This window comes from Frankia alni ACN14a (assembly GCF_000058485.1).
Lineage (GTDB): Bacteria > Actinomycetota > Actinomycetes > Frankiales > Frankiaceae > Frankia > Frankia alni.
Genome location: NC_008278.1, coordinates 7,070,521 through 7,083,858 on the forward strand (window position 1 = coordinate 7,070,521; position 13,338 = coordinate 7,083,858).

The following is a 13,338-nucleotide window of genomic DNA, read 5'->3' on the forward strand; positions in this document are numbered from 1 at the left end:
CGGCCGATGATGGCGGCAGCGGCGCTCCCCGTGCGCCGCCGGGCGGGGCAGGAGCGAGATGACGTTGTCGGAGCTCGATCGCGTCACCGGTCGCGGCGCCGCCACGCGGTCAGTCCGCCCGGCCGGCGGGCACCCTGACGGACCTCGCCGGCATCCTTGCTGCCCGGCCCGCCCCATCGGCCCGATTCCCGACCGCGTCCGCATATCCGGGCCTCCCGCAGAGCCGGCACAACCAGCACGGAGCATGGTTGGACCGGTCCCCGGCGGCACGCGGCGGATCCGGCGCATCTCGTTCCCGGCGCCGGAAATCAGCCGATCTTCTTCTCCCCGAGGACGGCCCTACTGTGTCTGATTACTGCTGGTGCACGGCCACTCCGGCCATCGAGGACCTGATCCGGGAGCACGACGAGCTGGTCGAACTCTCGGCCGAGGCGCGTGAGGCCTTCCGGCGGGGCGACCTCGACTCGCTGATCGACTGCTGCGCCCGGATCTCCACGGTCCTCGGCCCGCACACCGTGGTGGAGGAACGCGGCCTGTTCCCCCCGATGGCCACCGAGTTCCCGGAGAAGATCGCGATTCTGCGCGGCGAACACCGCCGGATCGAGGCGGTCCTCGCGGGCGCGGCCGACGGCACCGCCCGCACCGATCCGGCCTGGGCCCCCCTGGCCGTCGAGATGCTGACGCTGCTACGGCGGCACATCGTCAAGGAACAGGAGGGGCTCTTCCCCGCTGCCCTCGCCGTCCTCAGCAACGAACAGTGGGACATGCTCACCGCCATCCGCGCGGGAACGAGCCTCATCGGCTCCTGAACCGCGGCCCGGACCGGCGGCGGGCGGACAGACGGAGCGCCGGGCGGGCGAAGCGACGGGCTGGCGGGCCGGTGGGCCGCCCGCCACCTTCAGGTGCCCCCTCGCCGCCTGTCGACCCCGACAGGCGGGCCGTCTGCAACGGATGTGACCAGCGGGATCCGGGGTCGGGGCGCCGCCTGGTCGCGGCGGCGGGAGGATGGGGCGATGAGGACATCCACCGGGGACGTTACGCATCGCTTACGTGCCCGGCGGGATCCGGTCGCCACTTCCACGGAAAGCGAGGCCCACGCGTGAGTCCACAAGGACCCGGTACCGCCGTCGACGTCGACGACGAGGTCGTGCTGCTGGACCCCGACCGCCGCCCCTGCGGGACGGCGCCCCGGCTCGCCGTGCACGGTCTCGACACGCCCCTGCACCTGGCCTTCTCCTCGTACCTGTTCGACGCGGCCGGCCGGCTGCTGGTCACCCGCCGGGCGCTGGGCAAGCGCACCTGGCCGGGGGTGTGGACCAACAGCTGCTGCGGGCATCCTCGCCCCGGTGAGGACATCGCCCTCGCCGTCGAGCGCCGGGTGGACCAGGAGCTGCGGCTGGCCCTGACCGACCTGCACTGTGCGCTGCCGGACTTCGCCTACCGCGCCACCGCCGCGGACGGGCTGGTGGAGAACGAGGTGTGTCCCGTCTACGTGGCCCGGGCGGTGGGCGACCCGGACCCGGACCCGGCCGAGGTCGTGGAGTGGCGCTGGGTCGACTGGGAGAGCTACCGGCAGGCGGCGCTCGCCGCGCCATGGGCGCTGAGCCCCTGGTCGGTCGATCAGATGACCGCGTTCGGCCAGGCCGCGCACCCGTTGACGGCCGCCCTGCGCGCCGTCGGCTGACCGAACGTCGCACGAGGAGCCCATCCGGGGGGTGGCCTGGTCGGCCCGGGCGACGCCCGAGTACCGCCCGGGTGGGTCCCGTCCTTCCGCGGCGCCGGCAGGCATGCCGGGAGGTCCTGGCCCGGATCAACCGACCCGTCGCCCGCCCAGGGCCAGATCTTCTGGTCGGAACGGGTCACCCTTCCGCCCGATACGTGTGGCTACTTATCACTAGTACAGAAACGGGTTCGGCTACTCTTCGTCAACGCTTGATCGCGAAGCGATCATTGTCGAGACGGTCGGACGGCATTCCCGCAATGCGGTGTCGAGTTACAGCGCTGTCACTACATCGGCAGCCCCCCGAATTCCGCGGACGGCGCCGCGCCCGGCAAGCCGTGACCCGTCGGTCGGTCAGGAGTAACCGGGCGCCGCCACGGGCACATCCGCCCGGCCGACCGTCCCGCGCTCCGACGGCCTCTCGCTCCGGTGCATCGGGTCGGCTACGGACGACCCTCGATCGAAAGCACGTCTGTCGACCGGCAGCAACGGCAGGACGCCCTCTTCTCGTCAGGCAGTTGGTCCCGGCTGACTACCACGATGGTGCCGGGTCGCGCACCGCTCGAGGTCGGCCCGGGCCGGCAGAGCCGAGTCCGCGGAGCTGGGCCTGCGGAACCGAAGCCGGCGTCTCGGCTCCCGTCCCGCCCCGCCGCCCACGGCGGCCCACCGCGAAGGCCGGCAGCCGGCCGCCCTGGTGACGATCCGCCACCGGCGCCGCTGACCCGGCGTTCCGCCCAGGCCCGACCGCGCGGGGCGCACGGGAGGGGTCACGGGGGCCGCGGCGCGTTTCATCCGTGCCAGGGAATCAGGCGGGATGACGAGGTCGGCGGTACCGCCGAAACCCAGACGCCCGCCACGCGAACCATTGTCGCGGCAAGCCGTCCGCACCCGGATCCCGCGACTCCGAGCCGATCGCCCGGTCGGCCGTCCGGAATAGCGGTCATTCAATTTTCAAGAATTCCGGGCGACGAGCGATGTATTGACTGTCCGTGACCGTGGACCCTGGGGGCAGGGCTAGAAGTAGCCCTCTTCTCGGGCCAGTCCCCGATTGGTTCCGCAAAGTGCTTGCCGCCCACGCCGTCGATGCGGGAGGCTGCCGATGCGCGCCGAGACGCGCCTGCCAGCACGACAAAGCGCATGTCGGCGAACCGCGCGACACCCACGGGGGTTACTGGTATATGGAGCGTTCAACGGTGCGATCAGCCGGGCCGCGACCGGCCCGACGGTGTCCGTACCCATTGTTCGAATCCTGACCGGGCGAGACCGGCAAACTCGCTCCGGCCGTCGGCCCGCGGCCGAAAAAAGACCACGCAAGTCGTCGAGAGGCCGTCACTCTTCCGTGCGCGGCCTCGGCGTACGACCGCGCCGCGTTCCACCCCGACCCCTGTTTTCACCCCAGTCCCAAGGTCACTTCAGTCCCAAGGTTCGCCTCAGTCCCAAGGTTCGCCCGAGCCCCGGGGTTTCGCCCCAGCCCGATGATTCACCCGGGCCCCATGATTCACCCGAGCCCCGTGGGCTCACCCGAGCCTGCTGGTTTCACTCCGAGCTTCGGGATCTCACACCGAGCCCCGAGGTCTCACCCCAGTCCCTGGAAGACCGACGATAGGTGGAGTCTGCCATGACCGAGCCCGTACCGACCGACCCCGGAGCGACCGGCGCGGCCCCCGGCGAGGACCCCCGGCTGAGTCTGAGCACGGCGGCCGCGCGCAACCTCGCGACGACCACCAAGTCCGTCCCGCAGATGCAGGAGATCACCTCGCGGTGGCTGCTGCGGGTGCTGCCCTGGGTCCAGACCGCCGGCGGCGTCTACCGGGTCAACCGGCGGTTGACCTACGTCCTCGGCGACGGGCTCGTCACGTTCACCTCCGTCGGATCCGAGGTGCGGGTGGTGCCCGGCGAGCTCGCTGAGCTGCCCGCGCTGCGCGGCTTCGACGGCGGCGCGCTCGCCGGTCTCGCCGACCGCTTCGTCCAGCGGGAGTACGCCCCGGGCGACGTGCTCGCCGAGACGGGCGCGCCCGCCGACGAGGTGTTCCTCATCGCCCACGGCAAGATTGGGAAGTTCGGTCCCGGCGAGTACGGCGCCGAGCGGTCGCTCGGGGTGCTCGGCGACGGCGAGTACTTCGGCGACGAGGTCCTCACCGAGTCGGAGCTGTCCTGGGAGTACACCGCCAGGGCGCTGACCGCCGCCACCGTGCTGGTGCTCTCCCGCCAGCAGCTCGCCGAGATCTCCGGGCAGGACGCCGAGCTCAGCGGGCATCTGGAGGACTACCGCAGCCGGCCGCGGCCGGCGAGCAACAAGCAGGGCGAGGCGGAGATCGCGATCGCCGCGGGGCACGCCGGCGAGCCGGACCTGCCGGGCACGTTCGTGGACTACGAGCTGAAGCCGCGCGAGTACGAGCTGTCCGTCGCCCAGACGGTGCTGCGCATCCACAGCCGCGTGGCCGACCTGTACAACGAGCCGATCAACCAGCTCTCCCAGCAGTTGCGACTCACCGTCGAGGCGCTGCGCGAGCGCCAGGAGCACGAGCTGGTCAACAACCCCGACTTCGGCCTGCTGCACAATGCCGACCTGCGCCAGCGCATTCACACCCGCTCGGGCCCGCCGACCCCGGACGACCTCGACGAGCTGCTCAGCCGGCGGCGCAGCACGCATTTCCTGCTCGCCCACCCGCGGGCCATCGCGGCTTTCGGCCGGGAGGCCACGGCGCGGGGAATCTACCCGGCTACCGTCCTGTTCCACGACCAGCACGTGCCGGCCTGGCGCGGCGTGCCGCTGCTGCCGGTGAGCAAGATTCCGATCAGCGCCACCGGGACGACGTCCATTCTTGCGCTGCGTACCGGCGAGGAGAACCAGGGCGTGATCGGCCTGCACCACACCGGGCTTGCCGACGAATACGAGCCGGGGCTGTCCGTCCGATTCATGGGCATCAACGAGAAGGCGATCATCTCCTACCTCGTGACGACCTACTTCTCCGCCGCCGTGCTCGTGCCGGACGCGCTCGGGATCCTGGAGAGCGTCGAGATCGGGCGCTGAAACCACCGACCGGTGCGCCGCCGCGGCCACGACACTCCGCGGCGGCGCACCGGTTTCGGTGATTCCTTCCGGATCGCACCGTCCCGGCCCCCACGGCAACCAAGGGTTTTCCCGGAGAAATCATGCAGCCTTTCACCCTCCCCGAGTTCTACGTGCCCTATCCCGCACGGCTCAGTCCGCATCTTGAACAGGCCCGGGAACACAGCAGGGAGTGGGCCCGGGCGATGGAGATGATCGACACGCCCCAGCACGGCATCGCGATCTGGACCGAACGGGACCTCGACGCCCACGACTACGCCCTGCTGTGCGCCTACACCCATCCCGACGCCACCGCCGATCGCCTCAATCTGATCACCGACTGGTACGTCTGGGTCTTCTACTTCGACGACCACTTCCTCGAGCTCTACAAGCGGTCGCACGACCTGGCCGGTGCCCGGGCCTACCTCGACCGGCTCCCCGCGTTCATGCCGGTGGACGGCGAGATCACCGAGGAGCCGTCGAACCCGGTGGAGCGGGGCCTGGCCGACCTGTGGACACGGACCGTGCCGGCCCGCTCGGCCGACTGGCGGGCCCGCTTCGCCGTCAGCACCCGCAACCTGCTCGACGAGTCCCTCTGGGAACTCGAGAACATCAACGCCGCCCGGCTGTCCAACCCGATCGAGTACATCGAGATGCGCCGCAAGGTCGGCGGCGCCCCGTGGTCGGCGAACCTCGTCGAGCACGCCGCCGACGCCGAGGTCCCCGCCCGCGTCGCCGCCACCCGCCCGTTGCAGGTGCTGCGCGACACCTTCGCCGACGCGGTGCACCTGCGCAACGACCTGTTCTCCTACGAACGCGAGGTCACCGAGGAGGGCGAGCTCAGCAACGGGGTGCTGGTCGTGGAGCGGTTCCTGGACATCGACACGCAGGCCGCCGCCGACACCGTCAACGACCTGCTGACCTCCCGGCTGCACCAGTTCGAGCACACCGCCGCCACGGAACTGCCGGCCGTCCTCGACGAGCACGCCATCGACCCGGCGGGCCGGCTGGCGGCGCTGGCGTACATCAAGGGTCTGCAGGACTGGCAGTCCGGCGGGCACGAGTGGCACCTGCGCTCCAGCCGCTACATGAACCGCGAGGCGACACCCGACGCGGTCCCGCCCGGCCTCGGGCCGCTCGCCGGGCTCGGGGGGACGGGCAGCCTCGTCCCCGCCGCCGGGCTGCCCGGCATCCCGGGGATCCCCAGCCTCGGCACCTCGGCCATCCAGGTCCTTCCGTCGCTGCTCGCCACCGCACCGCGGCGGATCCGGTCCTTCGCCAACGTGCCGTTCCGGCTCGTCGGCCCGACCCCGCTGCCGGAGTTCTACCTGCCCTACACCACCGGACTGAGCCCCCATCTGGACTCCTCGCGACGCGCGATCATCCCCTGGGCGCGCTCGATGGGGATGTTGGACCGGGTGCCGGGCATCTGGGACGAACACAAGCTCTGGTCCTACGACTTCGCCCTGTGCTCGGCGGGCATCCATCCGGACGCGACCGCCGACGAGCTCGACCTCACGACGGCCTGGCTCACCTGGGGGACCTACGGGGACGACTACTACCCGGTGATCTTCGGCGCGTCCCGGAACCTGGCCGCGGCGAAGCTGTGCAACGAGCGCCTGCGGCTGTTCATGCCGGTCGACGGTCCGCTGACCGAGCCGCCGGTCAACGCCCTGGAACGCGGCCTCGCCGACCTGTGGGAACGGACCGGTGCCGGGATGGAGCCCGCCGCGCGGGCCACGTTCCGCCGGACGATCGAGGTGATGATCGACAGCTGGCTGTGGGAGCTGGCCAACCAGGCCCACAACCGCATCCCCGATCCCGTCGACTACCTGGAGATGCGCCGCGCGACCTTCGGCTCGGACCTGACGATGAGCCTGTGCCGGCTGGCTCGCTGGCACAGCGTGCCGGCGGAGGTCTTCGGGACCCGGCCGCTGCGGGCGCTGGAGAACGCCGCCGCGGACTACGCCTGCCTGCTCAACGACATCTTCTCCTACCAGAAGGAGATCCAGTTCGAAGGCGAGATCCACAACTGTGTGCTGGTCGTCGAGAACTTCCTCGACTGCGACCGCGGCCGGGCCGTCGAGGTGGTCAACGCGCTCATGACCGCCCGGATGCGGCAGTTCGAGCACGTCGTGGACCGTGAGCTGCCCGATCTGTTCGACCGCCTCGACCTCGACGGCGAGGCCCGCGCGGCGATCGTCTCCTACGCCCGGGAACTGCAGAACTGGTTGGCCGGCATCCTGCGATGGCACCAAGGGACGCACCGATACGAGGAGGCCGAACTGCGCTACCACCCCGCTGCCGACAGGCGGCCCTTCGGTAGCCCGACCGGGCTAGGCACCTCCGCCGCCGACGTTCGCCGGCTCGCGTCCCGCTGACCCACCGGTCGCCGCGCCCGACCGAACCCGCAGGTGGGCGCGGGGTCACCGCGTCCGCGTGGTCCGGTCGCGTTTGGTTGGCCTGCTCGCCCGATCGCGCCCCTCGGGGGTACCGGCCCGTCCAGGCGTACTTCACAGAGAGTGGTCGAGTGGTCCACATTCCGGCCGAATCGTCCGGGTACAACAGATTCGGTCGGGTGGCGGCGTGGGCCGCGACCGGGCGTGCCGGCGTTCGTGGTGTCGCCGCACCCCGGTGCCCGGCACGGCGGCGCCTGGGCGCGGCCTCGGCGCACGCAAGCATCCGAGGGGGACGTGGCGTGTCCTGGAAAGCTTTGCGGGCGGGCGATCCGCCCGAAGTGGGTCCGTACCGGCTGATGGGCCGGCTCGGCAGCGGGGGCATGGGCATCGTGTACCTCGGCGTGGACGACGCGGGTACCCGGGCCGCGGTCAAGGTGATGCGGGAGGAGCACACCGCCGACACGGCGTTCCGCCACCGTTTCCACCGGGAGGCCGCGGCGGTGGCGGCGATCGACAGCCCCCGGGTGGCGCGGCTGCTGGCTGCGGACGTGGACGGCGACCAGCCGTGGATCGCCACCGAGTACGTGGCGGGCCCCACCCTGTACTCGTCGGTCGCCTCCGGGGGCCCGCTGTCCGGTGAGGCGCTGTGGGAGGTGGCCCGCGGGCTCGCGGAGGCGCTGTGCGCCATCCACGACGCCGACGTCGTGCACCGCGACCTCAAGCCCGGCAACGTGATGCTGGCCGCGGACGGCCCGAAGGTGATCGACTTCGGCATCGTCGCCGGCCTGCCCGGCATGATGACCGCCTCGGGCGTGGTGATGGGCAGCATCGGCTACCTCGCGCCCGAACTGCTGACCACCACGCGCCGCCCCCGGCCCGCGTGCGACATCTTCTCCTGGGGCCTGACGGTGTGCTTCGCCGCGAGCGGGCGTCCGCCGTTCGGCGGCGGCCCCCTGGACGCGCTGCTCTACCGGACGGTCCACGGTGAGGCCGACCTCAGCGGCCTGCCCGGGCCGTTGCGCGGCGTGGTCGCCGCGAGCCTGCGCAAGAAGCCGGAACGCCGGCCGGACGCGCACCGGGTCCTCAGCCAGATCGCCGCCACCGCGAGCGCGGTGGCGGCCGACGGCGCGGACGCGGCCGTAGCCCTGCCGGGTGGGCGCCTGCCGGTCACCCGGCTGCGCGCGGCCGGCGCCGAGCCGAACCCGACGCTCCCGCGCGAGCGGCGCCCCGCCCGCCGACCGCGGACGCGGCGCGGCGTGCTGGTCCCCGGTGCGGGGGCGACCGCGGTCGCCGCGGCGGTGACCGCCGCGATCCTGCTCGCCTCCGCACCGGCGGAGCCGCCCAACGCCATCGCGGCGGGGGGCGCCGCCGAGCCGGACGCGACCAACTCCCATCCCGCCGGTCCGACCGGCCACTCTCCAGGCGGCACCTCTGGCGGCGGCCGCTCCTCCGACGGCGGGGGGCAGTCTCTCATCGCCGCCGGTCCGGCCCTCCACCCCGGCGGGGACGGCCCGACCCCCGACGACCCGACCACCGACGACCCGACCGCGGGCTACCTGGCCGGCGCCGGTCCATGGGGCCTGGCCGTGCCCGAGGCCGCCGGGCAGCCGCTGCCGGGTGGGTTTCGCACCGGCCGGAAGTACCTCTCGGCCCCGCCCGGCTCGGCGGCGGCCTACCCGGCGGGCACGGCAGCGCCGCCCGGCGCCGGGACGCCGACCCGCGCAGCGGGCTGGGTCGCCTCGACGGCCACCTGGGCCGGTCCGGCGGCCTCCTTGGCGGGCGGGACGAACCCCGCGCCCGTGACGGGCGCGACGGCGGGAACGACGGGGGGCACAGGCCCCGCCGCGGCGGCCGCGGCGCAGGTGAGCGCGGGGTCTGCGGCGGTGATCCGCGAGGTCGACTTCCCGGCACCGGTTGCGCAGGCCGGCCCCGCCACCACCTCCGCGAGCGGAACCGGGACGCCCGCGACGACGCCCACGACGACCCCCACGACGACGCCAGCGGGAACCGCCGCCGCTGCCGCCTCGACCGCCAGGCGCATCGCCGCGACCCTCACGACCGCGTCCGCCGCCACCCGCACGACGAGCACCTGCCTGCCCGGCGGACCCTGGGGGCCGCTGCAGTTCACGCCCGGTTGCGGCGGCGCAGTCGCCCTCCCGGCGATCTTTCGTGCCGCGACGGCGCCGCCGCCGTGGTCGACGGCGCTCGCCGAGGGCATCCCCCGGCTCATCGCCGCCGCCGTCAGCTCCGAAGTGCCCTGGGACGAGCTCGACTGACCCGACTCGCCGCCGCCCGGGCCCGAGCCCGGGCGCTCAGTCGACGGGGATCATGCCGCCGCTCTGCCGCTGCCAGAGGGCGTGGTAGCGGCCGCGACGGTCGAGAAGCTCGCGGTGTGAACCCTGTTCCACGATGCCGCCGTCGGCGAGGACGATGATGCGGTCCATGTTCAGCAGCGTCGACAGGCGATGCGCCACGGCGATCACCGTCTTGCCGCGCCAGAGCTCCTCCAACGCGTGCTGGACGAGCACCTCGCTCTCGCTGTCCAGGGCGCTCGTCGCCTCGTCGAGAACGAGCATGGGCTTGTCGTCGAGGAAGGCCCGGGCGATCGCGATCCGCTGCCGCTGCCCAGTCGACAGCTTGATGCCGCGCTCGCCGACGACGGTGTCGTAGCCCTCGGGTGCCTGGCTGATGAAACCGTGCGCGTGGGCCCGCCGCGCCGCCGACTCGACCTGTTCCTGCGTGGCCGCGGCGGCCGTCCCGTAGGTGATGTTGTCCCGGATGGAACGGTGGAACAGCGTGGTGTCCTGCGGGACGTAGGAGATCGCCGCGCCGAGCGCGTAGTTCGGCGTCGGGCGGCCGTCCAACCGGACGGTGTCCGCCGGCAACGGGTAATAGCCGAGCAGCAGCTTGACGAGCGTCGTCTTGCCACTTCCGCTGCGGCCCACGATGCCGATTTTCTCGCCCGGTTCGATCGTCAGATCGATGCCGGCGAGCACCGGCCTGCCGTCGTTCTCGGGATAGGCGAACGACAGCCCACGGAACTCCAGTCGCCCCGGCGCTCCCGGCACAGCCGCGGGAGACGTCCCAGCCAGCACGGCCGGCCGGTCCGCGGTGACGGGTCGACCGGCGAAGAGATAGTGGTAGGCCTCCTCGACCCGCGCCAGGCGGAGGTTCAGCTCGGCGATCTCCCAGACCGTGCCCCAGATGAAGTCCGAGAACATCACCAGCACCGACAGGAACGTCGCGAACTGCGCCAGGCTCAGCTCGCCCGTCAGATACAGGTGGAGGTTGAGCAGGATCGAGACCGGCCAGACCAGATAACGTACCACGAGGGACATCGAGGCCCAGAAGACGATGGTCCAGAAGAACGAGCTGCGGGCGGCCTCGATGACGGCACGGCGGCGTCGGGTCACCTGCTCGTACTCGGCCGTCTCCTGCCGGAACGACTTCACGCTGACGAAGTTCGCGATGACGTCGATCACGTAACCGTCCATCTCGGAGACCTCGTCCGCGAGACGCTTCTCCGCCCGCGACGAGCGGCTCACGGTATGCCGGCCGACGGCCATCATGAGCAGCACGGCCACCAGGAACGTGAGCCCCGAGTAGACGTTGACGGAAAACATGATTATGACAATGGAAGGCACTCGGATAACCTGCTCCACATAGGTGAAGCAGGTGGTTTCCAGGATCTCCCGGAACTCGCGGCCCAACGACGCGATGTAGCTGCTGATCTTTCCGGTGAACTTGCCGACGAAGTACGGGTAGCGCTCGTCGATGACGCTGCGGAAGAGGATGTTCTCGTACTCGTAGCCCCGATCGTTCAACAGGCGAAGGTAGGTGAGCTCGCCGGTGCGCCAGGTCAGGTCGTGCAGGAGATTGCAGCCGATGAGGATGGCCGCATACCGGTACACCCCGTCGGTGGACTCCGTCACCTGGGCCAGCGACTGGACGAACCTCCCGATGAAGACGGGCAGGATGGCGAGCGCCGTGTTCGAGACCGCGAAAAAGGCGACCACGACCAGCAGGGATCCCTTGAAGGTGCCGACGAAACCCAGGTAGGAACGCAGCCCGGCATGCCGCCCCGGCTCGCCGCGAGCGGCGCTGCCGATATCGCCGGCCGAGGACTCGGCGGATCCTGTTCGTTGCCAGGGAATGTCGTCGCCCGCAGCGTCCACCCGGAAATCATGACAGGCTGGGGGCGGTATCCGCATCCCATTTTTCGGCCGCGGCCCCGCCGGGGCCGCAGACCCTCCGGATCAGTGCGCATCGGATCGGACCGCTCCGAATCGGGTCGCACCACATCGGGTCGGGTTGCACCCCATCGGGACGGGTTGCTGCCGGGCCCGGGACCGGAGCGGATGGCGTGGGACTGTTGGGGCGGCCCGCCGCGGTGAACCGCTCACCCCACCGACTCACTCAGCGAAGTGGAGCGAGCACGCTCGCCGGGCGACGTGGAGCGAGCACGCTCGCCGGGCGACATGGAGCGAGCACGCTCGCCGGGCGACGTGGGTTGGACGTCGTCGCCGGGCGAGGGGCCGCACGGGCACCCGACCGCAGTCGGCGTGACGGCCGTTCACCCCACCGGGCGTTCTCACCGCTTCCCCAACGGACGCCACACCCTGCGGCGAGGGGGTGGCGACGACGCCCGAAAACGATAGCTTTTGTCGGCCGACCAGGCGATTGCGACTCGCTCCGGCGGGTTCTCGCGCTTCTGTAGCGTCATGAGCGGAGCATTCCCGGTGGCGGCCGGCCGCGGCCGCCGAACACCCACAGGGAAAGGGGCGTCGCATGCCTCGCGGACGCTGGTTCGGTCTGGCGGCGGTGGTTCTCGTCGCGGTGACGGCCGCGTGTTCCACCAGCGAGGGCTCGGCCGGCGCGCAGGCCCGCTCCGCGGCGCTCGCTCGAGAGGTGGCGGGCCCCGTGGGCCCGCCGGACGCCGCACGCCTGCCGCTGCTGTTCGTGCACGGCAGCCTCGGCTCGGGGGACCAGTTCGAGTCGCAGGCGCAGCGCTTCACCAGCAACGGATATCCGGCCGACCGAATAGCCGCCTTCGACTACGACGGATCGGTCTCGGACATTCCGTTGGACAAGATCTTTCCACAGCTTGACGCGAAGATCCAGGACCTGCTCCGGGCGACGGGGGCGAAGAAGGTCGATCTGGTCGGGCAGGCGGAGGGCGCCGGAATCACCGAGCGGTACCTGGCAAGCTCCGCATCGCGGGCGAACCGGGTCGCGCATCTGATCAGCGTGGAGGGCTCCCTCGCGAGCGGACCGCCCAGGGGGGTGCCGATGCTCGCCATCTGGGGCATCGGGGATCCCACCCGACGGGTGCCCGGGGCGAGCAACGTCCGTTTCCCCGACCAGGAACGCACCCGCCTGCTGACCTCGACGGGCACCTTTCGGGAGATGTTCCGCTTCCTCACCGGGACCGAACCGTTCACCACCGACGTCGTCGCGGAGAAGGGTCAGATCGAAATCTCCGGCCGCGTGCTGCTCTATCCCGCGAACACCGGGGTCGGACGGGCCCGCCTGGAGGTCTACCGACTCGATCCGAAGACGGGCAGGCGCCTGCCGAAGGGGCTCGGGGGCCTTTTCACCCTGACCGACGACGGATCCTGGGGCCCGTTGCGGGCGGACGGCACCACCCCCTACGAGTTCGCCGTCGTCCGGTCCGGGGAACCCGTCCACCATTTCTACTACCAGCCCTTCCGCCGCACCGATCGACTCGTCCGCCTCCTGACCAGCCGGCCGGGCGAGGAGGTCGGCGGTGGTATGAAGACCGACCCGAAACAGACCGATCTCGTCGTGAGCCGCGCCCTGGAATGGTGGGGGGACCAGGGCCGGAACAGCGACATCCTCACCGTCGACGGGACGAACGTCCTGAGCTCGGCGGTGGCCCCGCGGTCCAAACTGGCCCTCGCCGTGTACCTGTTCGATCGCGATGCCGACGGTGTCTCCGACGTCATGGTTCCGATCCCCGACTATTTCGGGATCGGCTTCATCACCGGCGCCGATCTGCACATCCCGGCGGGCGACCGCTCGGTCGAGGTCGTGGTCACCCCTCGCGGGCAGGCCGCGCACCGGGCGGTGCTGCGGGTACCCGCCTGGCCATCCGACACCGACCGCGTCACGCTGCACTTCCGCGACGACAACTGACCACGCGCGGA

The 13,338-nt window shown here is 71.5% G+C and carries 7 protein-coding genes; 6 read left to right on the forward strand and 1 reads right to left on the reverse strand.

Annotation, left to right across the window (positions count from 1 at the left end; all coding sequences use genetic code 11):
• Positions 1–344 precede the first annotated feature (344 nt).
• The 5 genes from FRAAL_RS28360 to FRAAL_RS28380 all read left to right on the forward strand — a co-directional run bounded on the left by FRAAL_RS28360 (position 345) and on the right by FRAAL_RS28380 (position 9,447).
• Entirely contained in the window at positions 345–809 is a 465-nt protein-coding gene (locus FRAAL_RS28360; protein WP_011607544.1) for a hemerythrin domain-containing protein, read from the forward strand.
• 290 nt (positions 810–1,099) lie between these two features.
• Positions 1,100–1,684: an isopentenyl-diphosphate Delta-isomerase gene (idi, locus tag FRAAL_RS28365; RefSeq protein WP_011607545.1), complete on the forward strand. Its 585-nt coding sequence runs from the start codon at positions 1,100–1,102 to the stop codon at positions 1,682–1,684.
• Between the two features lie 1,654 nt (positions 1,685–3,338).
• A complete protein-coding gene (locus FRAAL_RS28370) occupies positions 3,339–4,754 on the forward strand; it encodes a family 2B encapsulin nanocompartment shell protein (RefSeq protein WP_041939907.1) in 1,416 nt (471 codons plus the stop codon).
• Between the two features lie 122 nt (positions 4,755–4,876).
• A complete protein-coding gene (locus FRAAL_RS28375) occupies positions 4,877–7,153 on the forward strand; it encodes a family 2 encapsulin nanocompartment cargo protein terpene cyclase (RefSeq protein ID WP_011607548.1) in 2,277 nt (758 codons plus the stop codon).
• 317 nt (positions 7,154–7,470) lie between these two features.
• Complete coding sequence (locus FRAAL_RS28380) at positions 7,471–9,447, forward strand: serine/threonine-protein kinase (RefSeq protein ID WP_157734512.1); 1,977 nt, start codon at positions 7,471–7,473, stop codon at positions 9,445–9,447.
• A gap of 36 nt (positions 9,448–9,483) precedes the next feature.
• On the opposite strand, the gene FRAAL_RS28385 is transcribed toward FRAAL_RS28380, so the two are convergent.
• Positions 9,484–11,382, reverse strand: coding sequence for an ABC transporter ATP-binding protein (locus tag FRAAL_RS28385; RefSeq protein ID WP_011607550.1), 1,899 nt, complete (start codon positions 11,380–11,382; stop codon positions 9,484–9,486).
• Between the two features lie 577 nt (positions 11,383–11,959).
• On the opposite strand from FRAAL_RS28385, the gene FRAAL_RS28390 reads away from it, so the two are divergent.
• Positions 11,960–13,327 carry a lipase gene (locus FRAAL_RS28390; RefSeq protein ID WP_011607551.1) on the forward strand — a complete coding sequence of 456 codons (1,368 nt, stop codon included), beginning with the start codon at positions 11,960–11,962 and terminating at the stop codon, positions 13,325–13,327.
• The last annotated feature ends 11 nt before the right edge of the window (positions 13,328–13,338 follow it).

Excerpts from the sequence above, each read along its gene's own strand:
- FRAAL_RS28385 (WP_011607550.1), bottom strand. The coding sequence starts at position 11,382 with ATGCGGATACCGCCCCCAGCCTGTCATGATTTCCGGGTGGACGCTGCG.
- FRAAL_RS28375 (WP_011607548.1), top strand. The coding sequence starts at position 4,877 with ATGCAGCCTTTCACCCTCCCCGAGTTCTACGTGCCCTATCCCGCACGG.
- FRAAL_RS28370 (WP_041939907.1), top strand. The coding sequence starts at position 3,339 with ATGACCGAGCCCGTACCGACCGACCCCGGAGCGACCGGCGCGGCCCCC.
- FRAAL_RS28390 (WP_011607551.1), top strand. The coding sequence starts at position 11,960 with ATGCCTCGCGGACGCTGGTTCGGTCTGGCGGCGGTGGTTCTCGTCGCG.